Annotated in this window: 14 protein-coding genes, 2 tRNA genes and 1 pseudogene; 10 read left to right on the top strand and 7 right to left on the bottom strand. The window is 45.1% G+C overall.

Annotated features, from left to right (window positions below):
- Positions 1 to 162: 162 nt before the first annotated feature.
- Together HH682_RS10775 and HH682_RS10770 are read left to right on the top strand one after the other, a co-directional pair.
- A tRNA-Asp gene (locus tag HH682_RS10775) sits at positions 163 to 239 on the top strand.
- Positions 240 to 246: 7 nt separating this feature from the next.
- Positions 247 to 322: transfer RNA gene (locus HH682_RS10770), tRNA-Trp, on the top strand.
- Positions 323 to 438: 116 nt separating this feature from the next.
- Here HH682_RS10770 and hdfR read toward each other — a convergent pair.
- Complete coding sequence (gene hdfR / locus HH682_RS10765) at positions 439 to 1263, bottom strand: HTH-type transcriptional regulator HdfR (protein ID WP_214237557.1); 825 nt, start codon at positions 1261 to 1263, stop codon at positions 439 to 441.
- Positions 1264 to 1384: 121 nt separating this feature from the next.
- Between hdfR and HH682_RS10760 the strand changes: the two genes are divergently transcribed.
- A complete protein-coding gene (locus HH682_RS10760) occupies positions 1385 to 1723 on the top strand; it encodes a MaoP family protein (RefSeq protein WP_214237556.1) in 339 nt (112 codons plus the stop codon).
- Between the two features lie 28 nt (positions 1724 to 1751).
- On the opposite strand, the gene HH682_RS10755 is transcribed toward HH682_RS10760, so the two are convergent.
- A complete protein-coding gene (locus tag HH682_RS10755; RefSeq protein ID WP_214237555.1) occupies positions 1752 to 3263 on the bottom strand; it encodes a YifB family Mg chelatase-like AAA ATPase in 1512 nt (503 codons plus the stop codon).
- Positions 3264 to 3533: 270 nt separating this feature from the next.
- Between HH682_RS10755 and HH682_RS10750 the strand changes: the two genes are divergently transcribed.
- The 6 genes from HH682_RS10750 (at position 3534) to ilvA (ending at position 10092) form a co-directional block, all read left to right on the top strand.
- Positions 3534 to 3632 (top strand): IlvGEDA operon leader peptide, encoded by a 99-nt coding sequence (locus HH682_RS10750; RefSeq protein ID WP_214237554.1) that lies wholly within the window; start codon positions 3534 to 3536, stop codon positions 3630 to 3632.
- Positions 3633 to 3779: 147 nt separating this feature from the next.
- Positions 3780 to 5426 (top strand): acetolactate synthase 2 catalytic subunit, encoded by a 1647-nt coding sequence (ilvG, locus tag HH682_RS10745; protein ID WP_214237553.1) that lies wholly within the window; start codon positions 3780 to 3782, stop codon positions 5424 to 5426.
- Positions 5423 to 5680, top strand: coding sequence for an acetolactate synthase 2 small subunit (gene ilvM, locus HH682_RS10740; protein ID WP_214237552.1), 258 nt, complete (start codon positions 5423 to 5425; stop codon positions 5678 to 5680). Before ilvG ends, ilvM begins: the two co-directional genes overlap by 4 nt.
- Positions 5681 to 5696: 16 nt before the next feature.
- Positions 5697 to 6626, top strand: a complete 930-nt coding sequence (locus HH682_RS10735; RefSeq protein ID WP_214237551.1) for a branched-chain amino acid transaminase — start codon at positions 5697 to 5699, stop codon at positions 6624 to 6626.
- Positions 6627 to 6689: 63 nt separating this feature from the next.
- Complete coding sequence (gene ilvD, locus HH682_RS10730; RefSeq protein WP_214237550.1) at positions 6690 to 8540, top strand: dihydroxy-acid dehydratase; 1851 nt, start codon at positions 6690 to 6692, stop codon at positions 8538 to 8540.
- 4 nt (positions 8541 to 8544) lie between these two features.
- Positions 8545 to 10092 carry a threonine ammonia-lyase, biosynthetic gene (gene ilvA / locus HH682_RS10725; protein WP_214237549.1) on the top strand — a complete coding sequence of 516 codons (1548 nt, stop codon included), beginning with the start codon at positions 8545 to 8547 and terminating at the stop codon, positions 10090 to 10092.
- Here the strand turns inward: ilvA and ilvY are convergent, their stop codons facing one another.
- On the bottom strand, positions 10093 to 10977 hold the full coding sequence (gene ilvY, locus HH682_RS10720; protein ID WP_214237562.1) for an HTH-type transcriptional activator IlvY: 885 nt from the start codon (positions 10975 to 10977) through the stop codon (positions 10093 to 10095).
- Between the two features lie 155 nt (positions 10978 to 11132).
- On the opposite strand from ilvY, the gene ilvC reads away from it, so the two are divergent.
- On the top strand, positions 11133 to 12611 hold the full coding sequence (gene ilvC, locus HH682_RS10715; protein WP_214237548.1) for a ketol-acid reductoisomerase: 1479 nt from the start codon (positions 11133 to 11135) through the stop codon (positions 12609 to 12611).
- A 226-nt stretch (positions 12612 to 12837) separates the two neighbouring features.
- Here the strand turns inward: ilvC and HH682_RS10710 are convergent.
- The 4 genes and pseudogenes from HH682_RS10710 to HH682_RS10695 all read right to left on the bottom strand — a co-directional run.
- A pseudogene (locus HH682_RS10710) lies at positions 12838 to 13071 on the bottom strand (transposase); the annotation flags it as partial.
- 27 nt (positions 13072 to 13098) lie between these two features.
- Positions 13099 to 13509, bottom strand: a complete 411-nt coding sequence (locus tag HH682_RS10705) for a structural protein (RefSeq protein ID WP_214237547.1) — start codon at positions 13507 to 13509, stop codon at positions 13099 to 13101.
- Positions 13510 to 13577: 68 nt separating this feature from the next.
- On the bottom strand, positions 13578 to 13901 hold the full coding sequence (locus tag HH682_RS10700) for a phage holin, lambda family (protein ID WP_214237546.1): 324 nt from the start codon (positions 13899 to 13901) through the stop codon (positions 13578 to 13580).
- 118 nt (positions 13902 to 14019) lie between these two features.
- Positions 14020 to 16116 carry a glycoside hydrolase family 18 protein gene (locus tag HH682_RS10695; RefSeq protein ID WP_214237545.1) on the bottom strand — a complete coding sequence of 699 codons (2097 nt, stop codon included), beginning with the start codon at positions 16114 to 16116 and terminating at the stop codon, positions 14020 to 14022.
- Positions 16117 to 16477 lie beyond the last annotated feature (361 nt).

Below are 16477 nucleotides of genomic sequence, written 5' to 3'. Positions count from 1 at the left end.
CAGAAGTGAAACGCCGTAGCGCCGATGGTAGTGTGGGGTCTCCCCATGCGAGAGTAGGGAACTGCCAGGCATCCAATTAAGACCTAAAGGTCATGACCACACCCTTGACAAGGTGCGGGAGAAATAAACAAAGCAGCGGTGCTGCTTTGAGACAGAATCGGTGGAGCGGTAGTTCAGTTGGTTAGAATACCTGCCTGTCACGCAGGGGGTCGCGGGTTCGAGCCCCGTCCGTTCCGCCACCTTTTTAGGGGCGTAGTTCAATTGGTAGAGCACCGGTCTCCAAAACCGGGTGTTGGGGGTTCGAGTCCCTCCGCCCCTGCCAGAAATTGAAATCCTTTACTTATGTAAAGGATTTTTTTTTGCCGAAAATTTATGCCATTCTACCTCATTTCAACTAAACATGGTGTTATCCGCCTTTTGACGTCTAACACCAAGTATCTAAAGCACGCTGACAGGTATATCCATTAACTGCTTTAATTCTTGTAAATGGTCACTGTTTTGCAGCCATATAGCGTAAAGCGTTCTTGGGATGAGAGGGGAATTATCGATCTTTATAATGTCGGGATAAATTTCATCCCAATAGTCAGGAAGAAAAGCACAGCTGTTAGTTGAGCCAAGTAATTCACGTGCTATGTTGGCAGAGGTAGTTGTCAATAGATAAGAATCATCGATCTCTGCGAGATATTCGTCGTGGTATTGGAAATCGGCTCCCCATTCTACTTTTATATAACGGCTTTTTGCTCCTTCAGCACTGTTTTTCGAGCGAAACAAGGCTAAATTCAGAGAACCGATAGGTTGACTGGCTAGCTCATCCATTTTAGGTGCTTCAGTCGTTATGAGTAAATCTAATTGCCGCTCATGTATCTGTTTTACTAATAGATGGCGTTGTGCCACCCTTGCTTCGATATGCAGCCCGTCATACTCTCTGTAGAGCGATTTAAGCCAATTGGTTAGGTAGCCCTCCCATAAGGCTGTGCTAGCGCCAACGGAGAGCTCATGATGCTCTAGGGCTAATGCGACATCTTTCTTAGCCTGAGCCCATGTAGACATTAGTGCATCAGCGTAAGGCCTTAACTTTTCACCTGCAGTCGTTAATCGAATATTATTGCGATGGCGGGTAAATAAGCTGACTCCCAGCTGATTTTCTAGCTGCCTAATTCGAAAACTTACCGCCGATTGTGTGAGATATAGCGCCTCAGCAGCACGACCAAAGTGTCGTGTACGACTGACTTCTAAAAAAGTTTTCAGTAATTCAGTATCCAAAGTACTTCTCCAGAAAAATTTATCGTATCAATTTAAATCTTTTGTTTTACACTTTGTCAAGCCTAACTAATACTCCGCGGCATGAACTATACAGCTATTAATAGAAGCAGGAGCGTGTTATATGGCGGAAAGCTTTGTAACTACCCACCGTTTTTTTGATAATAAGCATTACCCACGTGGATTCTCTCGTCATGGAGATTTTACGATCAAAGAAGCTCAACTTTTAGAACGTCATGGATTTGCTATGAATGAGCTCGATCTAGCAAAGCGTGAGCCGGTTAATGAAGAAGAAGAACAATTTGTAGAAGTATGTCGTGGGCAACGTCCTGCAGCGACTGAAGCAGAGAAAGTTTGGTCCAAGTATATGTCCCGCATTAAACGTCCTAAACGTTTTCATACCTTATCTGGTGGTAAGCCACAAATGGATACGGTTGAAGACTACAGCGATAGCGATGATTGATATAAAGGCTCACCTAGGTGGGCCTTTTTTATTGGTAAATCTGTATGAGGTATTGAACAATACGATCGGTATAACGATAACTTAATGCCTCTTGTAGCGCAGGTCTTGTTATCTCAGGGTCACCATTGAGGTCAGCAATAGTTCGTGCAACTCTTAGCACATGTAGAAAAGCTCTATGAGATAGCGATAACTTATTAAGACAATTTTTTAACCAACCCCAATCCTCAGACGTTAAACTACAATAGCGGCTCACGTCACTTGAACAGAGCAACGCATTCTCTCTACCTTGTCGGCGAAGCTGGGTATCTCTTGCCAAGATAACTCGAGTCTTAACGCTTCGACTACATTCATTATTAGGCGATTTTAATCTTTCTAACGGCGCTGAAACCTCCACAGAGAGCTGAAAGCGATCCATCAAAGCGGCAGAAAGAATATCTAAGCTTTTACTCATAGCAACTTTAGCGCGATTGACCTTTAATTCTGATACGGCATAGGCAAAGGGAAGATTCATTGCTGCCACTAGCTGAAATTTTGCAGGATAAGTCACATGCTTTTTAGCGCGTGAAAGTAAAACAGATCCTTGCTCTAAGGGGGTTCTCAAAGCATCTAATGTTTTCTTATCGAATTCCATAAGCTCGTCTAAAAAGAGCACCCCCTGATGTGCGAGTGTAATTTCACCTGGCGATTCAGGGTGAGTACTTCCAATCAAGCCAGCCGCCGTAATGCTGTGGTGTGGGGCTCTAAAAGGCCGTAGCAATGGTAGCTCTATATGATTTTTAGTTAGGTTTTCGACTTGTGCGATAGCGATCTTTTCTTCAAGGGTGAGATCGGGGAGCAGACTGGGTAAACAATTGGCTAAGGTTGTTTTCCCCGAGCCGGGGGGGCCGATCATCAATAAACTATGTCCGCCTGTAGCTGCGATTTCAAGGGCGCGTTTAGCGTGATGCTGCCCATTAATGATCTGTAAATCAATGTTAGGGTATTCAGTGCTTCTTGATGATTCTACTAACCAGTTAGGAGATAAAATTATCTCGCCTTGAAGGTACCGGCAGACTTGTTGAAGGTTTTCTGCGTAGAAAACCGTACCTTCTTTGAAACTAAATTCTGGAGAAAAGAGCTTGTTGGCTACGATAATGGGATGTTTTGAATTGATTGCAGCAAGAGCAACAGAGATAGCCCCCTTACAACTGGTGAGTGAGCCATCCAGTGAAAGCCCTGCGTAGTATTCATATCGACCACGATGCGCTAAGTGGACTTGTCCTGAAGCGAGCAGTATTGCGATCGCTATCGGTAAGTCATAGCCATTTGTCTCAGTAAAATGAGCATCAGGTGTAAGGCTCAAGGTCATTTTCTTCGCGGGGAAATGATAACCACTGTTAATGATCGCGCTGCGTACTCGTGCTCGGATTCCACGAGAAGTGCTATCAGAGAGCCCGATCAGAATAAAACCTGGTAACCCCTGACTGATATCAATCTCAACAGTGACAAGTGTGGCCTCTATGCCCACGACGTATCGAGTAAGAACTTCTGCAAGTGCCATGATCATCTCCTCCTTATCGAAGTATGCCAAAAAGAACCTGGTCTTCTACAAGAGATAACCTCTACTGCGAGACTTATCGATAAATTAATTAATAATTTCAGGATAATTGTTTTTTTACGGAATCTATTATTAGTTGATACTAATCAGATAGTTATATCTACCTTTAAAAGGTGGTAGGGTGAATAAAAATAAAAAAATATTGCATCATATCCAAAAACTATGATAAGTCTGTAGGTATTGATTCGATTAAGATGAATATCTGAACTGATTATGAAAGTCCTTTTACGAGTGGTTAGCCTTATTCTCATTAGCGTGGTGGTGATTATTCTCCCATCCTGCGGGGCTATGTTCGGAAGAGAAAAGGCTTAAAAATCAAGTCGTAATCTAAAGAAAACCCCCGCACTTAATAGTCCGGGGGTTTTTTTTTGGTCCAAACACAACAAAATAATAAAATATGAGGCAGCAGAATTTATAGCATAAAATTCTGTTCAACCCAAAAAAGACAGAGGTTTAGTGATGACTGGAGCGCAATGGGTAGTTCATGCCCTAAGAAGGCAGGGGATCAAGACAGTATTCGGGTATCCGGGTGGCGCAATCATGCCTGTCTACGATGCTCTATACGACGGTGGGGTTGAACATTTATTATGCCGACACGAGCAAGGTGCGGTTATCGCCGCAATTGGCTATGCGCGAGCAACCGGAAAAACGGGCGTCTGCATTGCAACATCAGGACCTGGGGCGACTAATCTAATTACCGGCCTGGCTGATGCCATGATGGATTCAGTCCCAATTGTCGCCATCACTGGTCAAGTCTCTTCGGCGGTGATTGGTACTGACGCCTTCCAAGAAATCGATGTGCTAGGTCTCTCTCTTGCCTGTACCAAACATAGTTTTATGGTCCAAAGTGCTGAGGAGTTACCACAAATCCTTGCGGATGCCTTTGCGATTGCTCAATCTGGCCGTCCGGGTCCTGTATTAGTGGATATTCCCAAAGATATCCAAATGGGTGCGGCCGATTTTCAGCCTGTACTCAGTGCGGTTGCTCAGGACAATGACTCTTTCCAAGGTTCAATCGACGACGCGAAAAATTTACTACAAAACGCTAAAAAACCGATCGTCTATATTGGTGGCGGCGTAGGCATGGCCGGAGCGGTCGCTGAGCTAAGAACCTTTTTGTCGACCACCTCTCTACCTTCTGTGTGTACATTGAAGGGCTTAGGGACCGTTCCCCACAACGAACCTACCTATTTAGGGATGTTGGGCATGCATGGGAGTAAGGCGGCGAATTTAGCGGTACAGGAAAGTGATTTACTGATTGCTATCGGAGCCCGTTTTGACGACCGAGTGACCGGAAAACTTGATACCTTTGCCCCGCATGCTGCAGTCATTCACATCGATATTGATCCGGCAGAATTAAATAAATTACGTCGCGCACACGTTGGGTTGCAGGGAAGCATGGCGATGCTATTACCGCAGCTGGCGACGACATTATCTATCGGTCCTTGGGTAGAACACGTAAAAGCGTTGAAGTGTGATAGTGCGCCAAATTATGACCATCCTGGTGCACCAATTTTTGCCCCAGCGTTACTTAAAAAACTAGCAGAAAAAATGTCACGCAGTGCAGTGGTGACAACCGATGTCGGCCAACATCAGATGTGGGCAGCGCAACATATGTTTTTTCATCAGCCGGAAAACTTCATCACATCAAGTGGGTTAGGCACAATGGGGTTTGGCCTGCCTGCTGCGATTGGTGCACAAGTGGCTCGACCGGAAGATACGGTGATTTGCGTATCGGGTGATGGTTCGATCATGATGAATATCCAAGAACTGGGGACCTTAAAGCGTAAGCAATTGCCGGTAAAAATTTTACTCTTGGATAATCAGAGATTAGGGATGGTGCGTCAATGGCAAGAACTGTTCTTTGAGGAGCGTTATAGCGAAACACTGCTGACGGATAATCCCGATTTTCTGATGCTCGCTCGAGCCTTTGATATACCGGGTAAAACCATCGACAAGAAAGATCAGATCGACGCGGCATTGGATGAGTTTTTAAATGCGCCCACCGCCTATTTTTTACATGTTCAGATCGATGAAAACGAAAATGTTTGGCCTCTCGTTCCACCGGGTGCGAGTAACACTAATATGATGGAGAACAGCGCATGAACCAGCACCAACTTACAATCGCCGCGAGTCATCGTCCTGAAGTATTAGAGCGCATCTTACGGGTTGTACGGCATCGTGGATTCGAAATCAAAACCATGCAAATGGCACAAACTCTCGGACCTGAGCAGGTCAATATTGAAATGACAGTCGCCAGTCACCGTGGTATTGAGTTACTTTCGACACAGCTGACTAAATTAATCGACGTAAATAGCGTTCACGTCACACAAAATAAAACACAACAAATACGAGCATAATCGTAAGGGACAGACAATGAGTACAAAAAAAGCAGAATTCATTTGGTTTAATGGCGAAATGGTTAAATGGGAAGAGGCTAAAATCAGCGTTATGTCTCACGCCTTGCATTATGGCACTTCAGTATTCGAAGGCGTTCGCTGCTACGATTCGCACAAAGGCCCAGTTGTTTTCCGCCATCGTGAACATATGCAACGCCTACACGACTCCGCCAAAATTTACCGCTTCCCTATTACCCAATCTGTAGAGGAACTGATGACAGCCTGTCGCGAGGTGCTGCGTAAAAACAATTTAAAAAGCGCTTATATTCGTCCTTTGGCCTTTGTGGGTGATGTGGGCCTAGGTGTTAATCCCCCAGATGGCTTTAGCATGGATGTGATTATTGCTGCTTTTCCGTGGGGTGCGTACTTAGGTGCGGAAGCATTGGAACAAGGTATTGATGCGATGGTTTCATCTTGGAATCGCGTTGCGCCAAATACCCTTCCCACCGCCGCGAAAGCGGGGGGTAACTACCTATCCTCATTACTAGTAGGAAGCGAGGCTCGTCGTCATGGTTATCAGGAAGGTATCGCGTTAGACACTCAAGGTTATATCTCTGAAGGAGCGGGTGAAAACCTATTCGAAGTGAAAGATGGCGTCTTATTTACTCCGCCATTTACCTCTTCCGCTCTGCCTGGTATTACCCGCGACGCTATTATTACCTTAGCAAAATCTTTAGGTATTGAAGTCCGTGAGCAGGTCTTGTCGCGCGAGTCGCTTTACTTGGCTGATGAAGTCTTCATGTCCGGCACTGCCGCAGAAATTACCCCAGTCAGAAGCGTGGATGGTATTACCGTAGGGGCGGGTAAACGTGGGCCAGTGACTGAGCGTATTCAACAAGCCTTCTTCGGATTATTTACCGGTGAAACTGAAGATAAATGGGGCTGGTTAGATCCTGTCAACGCGTAAACCTTATTCATTTTATAACGGGCATGCTGCGCCCGTTTTTCAGTTATTTGGAGTAGATTGAGCATGCCTAAGTACCGTTCTGCAACGACCACCCATGGCCGTAATATGGCCGGCGCTCGTGCCCTATGGCGCGCAACCGGAATGACAGATGATGATTTTGGGAAGCCCATTATCGCCGTCGTTAACTCCTTTACCCAATTCGTACCTGGTCATGTCCATTTACGGGATCTTGGCAAACTCGTCGCGGAACAGATTGACGCGGCGGGTGGCGTGGCTAAAGAATTCAATACCATCGCGGTCGACGATGGCATCGCGATGGGACATGGAGGTATGCTCTATTCCTTACCTTCTCGAGAGCTCATTGCCGACTCCGTGGAATATATGGTTAATGCACACTGTGCCGATGCCATGGTCTGTATCTCGAACTGCGACAAAATCACCCCGGGGATGTTAATGGCGTCAATGCGCTTAAATATTCCAGTCATTTTTGTCTCAGGTGGTCCGATGGAAGCAGGTAAAACTAAGCTTTCTGATCAAATTATCAAGCTCGATTTAGTCGATGCGATGATTCAAGGTGCCAATCCTAATGTGAGTGATGCAGACAGCGAACAGATTGAGCGCTCTGCTTGCCCAACCTGTGGATCATGTTCAGGGATGTTCACGGCTAACTCCATGAACTGCCTGACTGAAGCCTTGGGACTTTCTCAACCAGGTAACGGTTCGCTATTGGCTACACACGCTGATCGTGAACAGTTATTTATTAACGCAGGTAAGCGTATCGTCAGTTTGACTAAGCGCTATTATGAGCAAGACGATAGCAGTGCTTTACCTCGTAACATCGCGTCGAAAGCTGCGTTTGAAAATGCGATGACTTTAGATATCGCGATGGGTGGGTCAACAAATACTGTATTGCACTTACTCGCTGCGGCACAAGAAGGGGATATTGATTTTGATATTTCCGATATTGATCGATTATCTCGTCAAGTACCGCACTTATGCAAAGTCGCCCCGAGTACCCAAAAATACCATATGGAAGATGTACACCGTGCAGGAGGAGTTATCGGTATCCTTGGCGAGCTTGACCGTGCAGGGTTATTGAAAACGGATGTACCTAATGTACTGGGTTCAACGCTGAAGGAGACCTTGGCGGAGTACGACATCATGCTGACTCAGGACGAGGCGATCAAAACAATGTACCGGGCAGGGCCTGCTGGTATTCGTACAACCAAAGCATTTTCACAGTCTTGTCGTTGGGACACGCTCGACGATGACCGTCAAAATGGCTGTATCCGTGAACGTCAATATGCCTTCTCACAAGATGGTGGCTTGGCTGTACTTTACGGCAACTTAGCGGAGAAAGGGTGTATCGTTAAAACAGCGGGCGTTGATGAAGAGATCTTAACCTTCCGTGGTCCAGCTAAAGTTTACGAAAGCCAAGACGATGCGGTCGAGGCGATCCTCGGCGGTAAAGTTGTCGCGGGCGATGTTGTCGTGATCCGCTACGAAGGTCCAAAAGGTGGGCCTGGCATGCAAGAGATGCTTTATCCTACGACCTATTTAAAATCCATGGGTCTGGGCAAACAATGTGCCTTAATTACCGATGGACGTTTCTCAGGTGGAACATCCGGATTATCGATTGGTCATGTCTCTCCAGAGGCCGCCAGTGGAGGCATTATTGCATTAGTGGAAGAAGGGGACATGATTTCGATTAATATCCCACAGCGCGGGATCACGTTAGATATTAGTGATTCAGAGCTAGCACAGCGTCAAGCTTCACAAGTTCAGCGTGGCGAGCAAGCTTACACGCCAAAAAATCGTGAGCGTGAAGTCTCGTTTGCTTTACGTGCGTATGCTTCTTTAGCGACCAGTGCAGATAAAGGCGCAGTGCGTGATAAGAGCAAACTTGGGGGATAAGTCGATGGCGACAGTTAAACCCTTGCCTGCTGAGCCCTCAGCAGGCGAATATCTTCACGCTATCTTGCGGTCTCCGGTGTACGATGTTGCACAGGTTACTCCGCTACAAGTGATGAACAAGCTTTCAGATCGTCTAGGTAATACCATCCTGGTCAAGCGTGAAGACCGTCAGGCAGTACATAGTTTTAAACTGCGTGGCGCCTATGCCATGATCGCCGGCTTAAGTGAAGAGCAGAAATCTCGCGGTGTGGTAACGGCCTCAGCAGGAAACCATGCACAAGGGGTAGCACTTTCGGCCGCGAAACTGGGTATTCAGGCGAAAATAGTGATGCCGCTGGCGACAGCGGATATCAAGGTCGATGCGGTGCGTGCTTTTGGCGGAGAAGCGTTATTACATGGTGCTAACTTCGATGAGGCGAAAGCGAAAGCGATCGAACTTGCTGCCGACCACGGCTTTACTTTTATCCCGCCTTTTGATCATCCTTCAGTGATTGCTGGACAGGGCACCTTAGGTATGGAGCTTTTGCAGCAAGATGCACACTTGGACCGTATTTTTGTGCCCGTGGGTGGTGGAGGTCTTGCAGCAGGAGTCGCTGTCTTAATCAAACAGCTGATGCCTGAAATAAAAGTGATTGCTGTCGAGGCAAGTGACTCCGCTTGTTTGGCGGCCGCACTGGACGCAGGACATCCAGTTGAGTTATCGCGCGTCGGACTCTTTGCCGAAGGGGTGGCAGTCAAACGAATTGGGAATGAAACCTTCCGTTTATGTCAGCAGTACCTCGACGACATTGTCACGGTTGATAGCGATGCAATCTGTGCAGCAATGAAGGATCTGTTCGAAGATGTGCGTGCAGTGGCTGAGCCTTCTGGTGCGCTAGCCTTAGCTGGAATGAAAAAGTACATTCAACAGCATGGAATCGAAGGTGAACGCTTAGCGCATGTCCTCTCTGGTGCTAACGTTAATTTCCATGGCTTACGCTATGTCTCTGAACGCTGCGAGTTAGGCGAGCAACGTGAGGCGCTTCTGGCCGTGACTATCCCAGAACAGCAAGGGAGTTTCTTAACCTTCTGCCAAACGTTAGGGGGGCGCTCAATAACTGAATTTAACTACCGTTATGCTGACGAAGGGAAAGCCTGTATTTTCGTGGGTGTCAGATTGACGCGGGGGGATGAAGAGCGCAAGGAGATTGTTACCGAGCTGCAAAATCACCACTATCAAGTCGTTGATCTCTCCGATGATGAAATGGCCAAGCTGCATTTACGGTACATGGTGGGTGGACGTCCTGGTAAAGCCCTGCATGAACGCCTCTTTAGTTTCGAATTCCCTGAGTCACCTGGTGCTTTACTCAAGTTCCTTGAAACCTTAGGTACCCATTGGAATATCTCGTTGTTTCACTATCGCAGTCACGGCACCGATTATGGGCGAGTCTTAGCAGGGTTCGAACACAATCCGCGAGAAACGGATTTTGAACCCCACCTTGACGCCTTAGGGTATGCGTATCACGATGAAACGGAAAATCCCGCGTTTAAATTCTTTTTAGCGGGCCAGTAACTACAGAAGATTCCAAAATGCATCAATCAGCGGCTCTCGTAGCCGCTGTTTTTGTACACAAATTCCCAATTCCAATGGTGCCCCTAAATCCTCCCCCTCTAGCATCATGATCCGGTTACGGACCATCTCAGGACTGTTTTCGATCACTACCGCAGGAAGCAGTGCGATCCCACAGCCTAGTGCAACCATTGAGACGATTGCCTCATGTCCAGCAACTGTGGCGTAAATAATGGGGTTTGGCATACGCTGGCGGCGAAACCACAGATCGATACTGCGTCTTATAGGCCCCTGCTCGGGAATGATAAAAGGAATGTCTTGCCAATTACGGGCTTCGTGATTCATCGCTAGCTGGCGTACCGGACAAGGTAATGCAGGCGCGATCATTATCAGAGGTAAGGTTGCAACAGGGGTGAAATCGATCCCTGCAGGAAGCGAAAGAGGCTTACCCGCAATAGAGACATCAGCATGACCGGAGCTGACAATCTCAACCGCGTCAGCGGGGTCGCCAGTGAAGAGTTTAATTTCGACTTGCGGATGGATGATTCTAAAACGATCTAATATGGGCGGTAAATGACTATAGGCGGCAGTCACTGAGCAGAAAATTTTCAGCTCACCACTCAGTGATGGGCTATCGACCGCCATCGCGTGTTTCAACTGCTGGTACTGTAATAACGTTTGCTGTGCAAACACTTTTAATTGCTCACCCGCTTCGGTGAGTGATACTGAGCGATTATTACGTAGAAACAATGGGTAACCTAACTCATCTTCCAAACGTTGGATCTGCCGGGAGAGCGTTGATGGACTGACATGCATTGCCCTAGACGTCTGCCCGAAATGGCAAGATTCAGCCAAATGGAGAAACAATTTTAAATCACGTAAATCCATCATTATCGTGCCTTTTTATGTTGCGTTAACTGCAATGTAATATTGTTAATATATCAATTTAAGCAATGTATTTCCTGTCATATGATGGGGTCATAATGAAGCGAAAGACGTTTCAATAACTACACAAAATATGCACAACATTATCTGGAGTATTCATGGCTAACTATTTTAATACGCTGAACTTACGTAATCAGCTGGCGCAATTAGGCAAGTGTCGTTTTATGTCTCGTGAAGAGTTTGCTGATGAAGCTAACTATCTGAAAGGCAAGAAAGTGGTTATCGTGGGTTGCGGTGCGCAAGGGTTAAACCAAGGATTGAATATGCGCGACTCCGGATTAAATGTTGCCTACGCACTGCGTCAAGAAGCAATCGATGAGAAACGCGCATCATGGCGTAAAGCGTCAGATAATGGATTTACAGTCGGTACTTATGAAGAGTTAGTGCCTGAAGCGGATTTAGTGATTAACCTGACTCCAGACAAGCAACACTCTGCAGTGGTTCAAGCGGTTCAACCACTGATGAAAGAAGGTGCAGCATTAGGGTATTCTCACGGTTTCAACATTGTTGAAGTCGGAGAAACCATTCGTAAAGATATTACTGTGGTAATGGTTGCGCCAAAATGCCCAGGTACAGAAGTTCGCGAAGAATATAAGCGCGGTTTTGGTGTGCCGACGCTGTTAGCCGTCCACCCAGAAAATGACCCGCAAAAAGAAGGATTAGCCATTGCTAAAGCCTGGGCAGCAGCCACAGGCGCCCACCGTGCGGGTGTTTTAGAGTCTTCTTTCGTTGCGGAAGTTAAATCTGATTTGATGGGCGAGCAAACTATCCTTTGTGGCATGCTGCAAGCGGGTTCCATCCTATGCTTCGATAAATTGGTCGCCGAAGGCACTGATGCGGCTTACGCAGAAAAATTAATCCAGTTTGGTTGGGAAACTATCACCGAATCTCTAAAGTTTGGTGGCATCACCCTGATGATGGATCGTTTATCTAACCCAGCGAAATTACGTGCTTATGCGCTTTCAGAACAGCTGAAGACGTTAATGGCACCGCTATTCCAAAAACATATGGACGATATCATCTCTGGTGAGTTTTCATCCGGTATGATGGCCGATTGGGCTAACGATGATAAAGATCTACTGACTTGGCGTGAAGAGACGGGTAAAACCGCTTTTGAGAACGCGGCCCAGTATGATGGTAAAATTGCTGAGCAAGAGTACTACGATCAAGGTGTGGTGATGGTCGCTATGGTGAAAGCGGGTGTTGAGTTAGCCTTCGAAACTATGGTTGATGCGGGGATCATCGAAGAGTCAGCGTACTACGAATCTCTTCATGAATTACCCTTAATTGCTAACACCATCGCACGTAAGCGTCTATATGAAATGAACGTCGTTATTTCTGATACGGCAGAGTACGGCAACTACCTGTTTAGCTTCGCTGCAGTACCATTATTAAAAGACTTTATGGCTAACTTGAAGCCTGGTGATTTAGGTAAGCCTGCCACGACGGATAATAACGTCGATAATGCACAGTTACGTGAAGTGAACGAAGCGGTTCGCCATCACCCAATCGAAGAAGTAGGCCGTAAACTACGTGGTTACATGACGGATATGAAGAGCATTGCCGTAGCAGGCTAATATCCAGTAGCATCGGACGTCCTTTTTAAGCCCCTATATTGTTTAACAATGTAGGGGCTTTTTAGTCTCTAAAAGGCTCTGTTGAATAAATAAGATTTGAATTAAACATTCCCGTACCCGATGGCTTTTTCAGGCAATACACACGCCTTCAGGCATATCTACCTTCGTCATTTTGTTCAGCGCACGCAGCATGTGGCCAAAGCCTCCGCAACCTGACCATCGTAATCACGTTCCTCCAGAGACGACGCCGTTCTTTGCCATATTGTTTTACGTTCCACTCGTTTTCACCCCGGGTGGGCGTTTTGAAACTGACACTGACCTATTTTGCCCGCTTACTGACGCTGCTGTAATCCGGACTGTGCAGCGGAACGCCCATCAGGGCAAAAATGGGATAAATGAAGCCCTGCGCAGCCCGCAGGGTAAGTCGGAATATAAGTTTGATCACCAGAACAGTCCTTAATAAATATATATAAAATATCATTTATAATTAAGCCAGTTCGAATGACTCTTTATAAACCTCGTCGTTATATGGCTGACAACCGTTTTCAAAGAAAATGATTGCTTTAATTATTTCGACCATTATCGACTTATGGCTTAATTCTATTTCGCTATCGACAGCAATCCCAAGTCTTTTAGCGACATAATCAGCATATTTATCCACATCATTCTCAATGGCTGGTGCCCATCGGTTAATAATCTCGTAAATAGTTTTCAGCCCATGTTTACTCTGATATTTATTCAAAATAATAATAATTGCTCTAATACCATAAGCAGCACAAACAAACTGACAAAATGACGTATCAGTACGCTCAGCTACAGGAACAAGACCATGCCAGTTGTCGCCCCATCGAATATTCCCTGGATTATGATTACGGATACCCCTTGAGAGATAACTCATGTTATTTACTCCTCTATATTTATTAATGGTCTGTATATGAAATAAATGCCTATCGACAGTATTTTTAATTATTTATCACTAATGTTAAATTTCATTTTAATTAACTTCATTACGATAGAACGGATACAACCAACACCAATCAGGCCCACGACACCACCTACGGTAATTGAAAGAGAGCGTTGAAACTCAAAATGATCTAATGTCGATGATATTGTCATCGTTAACAGGCCACATAATGTTGCTTCTAATATAATTTTCTTCCAGTTACCATTGAAATAAGCGATTCGCAATCCGGCCATCAGTATTGACATGATGATTGCTCCTGATAATTGCTCACCACGCCACCAACAGTCGAGTAACCATAATATGGTTGAGAAATGCTCAGTACACATTGATTCCCTCCTCCCTAAAAAGTATTAGGGATAGCCAATTTATTTCCTCTGCATCACTGGTGACAAGGAGGATGATTATTTTAAAATCATCCTGCCTTATTTCTACGCTATGTCACTACTATGAAGACTTAATCAATTGCCACACATCGTAAGCACCACAATTAAGGTCTGGCTTGTCGCCTTGAGTCCACCATTTACATTGATAGATATGGCCCTTCCAAGCCACTTTTCCTGAATCCGTTGTGTATGCGATATTGGCATCCCATTCTGGAATCTCAGGATCAGGGGTAGGAATTGGGTCCGGTGTTGGGCCTGGATTAGGCGTTGGTGCTAAATCTGGATAAACATCGAGACTGAAGGCTTTCACTGTCGATTGTGCCCCTTTTGTATCCATAACCGTCAGGGTAATCTGGTGCGTCATTTTTTCAGACACAGCTGGCACGGTTAATTCGATAATTTCAAGGTCTGTCGCAGTGGCCTTAAATTCTGCAGGAATAGCCCATGAATAAGATAATTCATCGTGGTCTTCATCACGGGAATTAGCTCCCGATAACTGAATATGACTCCCTGAAATAACGCCCATTTCAATAACAGCAACAGGAGGTTGGTTATTATCATCATCCTGATCCTGATCCTGATCCTGATCCTGATCCTGATCCTGATCCTGGCTCTTATCAACGTTAATCCCCTTGAAGTAAAATGGCGACATATCGATAGTTTTCTGAACCAGGTTATATCCCAGGCCTTCGCGAGCAGCATTGACCAGCACGCCATTATCCTGATCAACGGTCCAGGTAAACAGTGCACCAAGATTCTTCTCAACCGCATAACGTCCTTTCTCTCTCACCGTACGCGGCGTATCTAGTGACATGAAAAATTGTGTCTCAGGATTGTAAAGATAATCAGCATCTGCAACTTCATCGGTATAAACGTTAAAGCCATTGCGGCCTTTCTGAGATTCCAGATCCAGGTAGTTATAGATAAGGTCATACCATTCACTACACCCGCTTTCAAAAGTACCGGTAGCAACACCGACAATATTCCCTTTATCATCGGTCTTCTTCTCGCAAGTATATGAACCTTTTAATGGAGAAAAACTGTCGATTTTTGCGGATGGCGCATTACGAGAGTAACCTGCATAACCAATGTTGATACGATCCGATGGGAAGCCTTCTGACACCAGATAATCAACAATGGTGTCCACTCCCCAACCACCTTTAGCCAGGGCATGTAGATTGGTATGGTGAGCTAATTCTTCAGCCCATGGAATACCAAAGAAATCATAGGTCATCACATTAATGCCATGCAGACCAGCATCCATGAGTCCCTTAATATTCGAACCTGACAGCGTTTTAATAACCGCTGAAGAAGCGATGGAAATTTTGACATCCTCACGCTTGATGGCAGTTAACTGTTTTTTTAGCTCAGCGATCAGCAGTGCATAATTTTGTCCATCTTCAGGACTATTGGGATTGTCGTTGCCATTGGCTGCTGGATATTCCCAGTCAATATCTACTTCACTGAACATTGGGAATTTTTGGAATAAGGTGCAAACGCCTTCAGCGAAACGCTGACGAGATGCTTCAGAAGCCGCGACTTGATGGAAACGATTACTCATTGTCCATCCGCCAATGCTCATTGACAGAACAAGTTCATGATTAAGTGCTTTCGCTTTTTTCTGCAGCTCACGCAGACCACCAAGAACACCTTTAGTGTTTTCCTGAGTCACGGTCGCAGGATCGACATCCCAACCACTTGTGGTAAACCCACAGTTACGGTACGACTGGAAATCACCCCAAGTATCGAGGAAAGAAGGCGCATCAATGCCAGTTTTAGTAAGTGCTGCTGCTTTCTGAATGGTTTGACCGTTATGTTTATTTTTAGGTTCTGCATTTTGCGTGGCAGCATCACCCACAATGCCTAAAAAACCAATAATGATCTTGTCATAAGCAGTTGGTGAAACATTTCCCAAATCATACCCACGTCCGCGATCTGCGTTACCAGCATTTGGATTATCCAGTCGCGCATCATATTGTGACCAATCGGTATAATAGCCAAATACTTTAGGCTTATTACTCGCCTGATACTGATTATATACAGGCTTATTCACCCTAGCAGAAGTGTAGCTATTATTTTTAGTTTCTTTTGCAGGATTAAATCCATTGATTTGATAGCTGTTTTCTGTAGCGCTATCAATTTTAATCAATTTAGACATATATTTTATCTCTGTAGTTTTAGAATATGACTTAACTTTAGAAGTCGTTTAATTTATTCATCATTCAACCGCATAATGACAAATCAGATATTATCTAGCTTTTGAAATAAAATCGCATAACTTCTTATAACAAAAAAAACACGGTAAAAATAAAAAATAAATAAACTTAAGTGATGTTAAGTAAGTGAGTAATAAACACAAAAAACAAAATCACTTCAATTAATAATGAAATTACACGCTAAAAATAAAAGAGTTAAAAAATATAACAACAAAAAAATTAAATGTTAGTAGATAAAAAGCGTCACATCTTTATCTTAGTAAGAATATTACTGTCCAGTAGAGAATAAGTTTAACATTCAAG

Source organism: Rosenbergiella gaditana (assembly GCF_018494065.1).
Classification (GTDB): Bacteria; Pseudomonadota; Gammaproteobacteria; order Enterobacterales; family Enterobacteriaceae; genus Rosenbergiella; species Rosenbergiella gaditana.
This window is presented reverse-complemented; position numbering and strand designations above follow the sequence as displayed.

What these genes read in the sequence shown, in the direction of transcription:
- HH682_RS10760 (WP_214237556.1), top strand. Translation starts at nt 1,385, where the DNA reads ATGGCGGAAAGCTTTGTAACTACCCACCGTTTTTTTGATAATAAGCAT.
- HH682_RS10755 (WP_214237555.1), bottom strand. Translation starts at nt 3,263, where the DNA reads ATGGCACTTGCAGAAGTTCTTACTCGATACGTCGTGGGCATAGAGGCC.
- HH682_RS10750 (WP_214237554.1), top strand. Translation starts at nt 3,534, where the DNA reads ATGAAAGTCCTTTTACGAGTGGTTAGCCTTATTCTCATTAGCGTGGTG.
- ilvG (WP_214237553.1), top strand. Translation starts at nt 3,780, where the DNA reads ATGACTGGAGCGCAATGGGTAGTTCATGCCCTAAGAAGGCAGGGGATC.
- ilvM (WP_214237552.1), top strand. Translation starts at nt 5,423, where the DNA reads ATGAACCAGCACCAACTTACAATCGCCGCGAGTCATCGTCCTGAAGTA.
- HH682_RS10735 (WP_214237551.1), top strand. Translation starts at nt 5,697, where the DNA reads ATGAGTACAAAAAAAGCAGAATTCATTTGGTTTAATGGCGAAATGGTT.
- ilvD (WP_214237550.1), top strand. Translation starts at nt 6,690, where the DNA reads ATGCCTAAGTACCGTTCTGCAACGACCACCCATGGCCGTAATATGGCC.
- ilvA (WP_214237549.1), top strand. Translation starts at nt 8,545, where the DNA reads ATGGCGACAGTTAAACCCTTGCCTGCTGAGCCCTCAGCAGGCGAATAT.
- ilvY (WP_214237562.1), bottom strand. Translation starts at nt 10,977, where the DNA reads ATGGATTTACGTGATTTAAAATTGTTTCTCCATTTGGCTGAATCTTGC.
- ilvC (WP_214237548.1), top strand. Translation starts at nt 11,133, where the DNA reads ATGGCTAACTATTTTAATACGCTGAACTTACGTAATCAGCTGGCGCAA.
- HH682_RS10705 (WP_214237547.1), bottom strand. Translation starts at nt 13,509, where the DNA reads ATGAGTTATCTCTCAAGGGGTATCCGTAATCATAATCCAGGGAATATT.
- HH682_RS10700 (WP_214237546.1), bottom strand. Translation starts at nt 13,901, where the DNA reads ATGTGTACTGAGCATTTCTCAACCATATTATGGTTACTCGACTGTTGG.
- HH682_RS10695 (WP_214237545.1), bottom strand. Translation starts at nt 16,116, where the DNA reads ATGTCTAAATTGATTAAAATTGATAGCGCTACAGAAAACAGCTATCAA.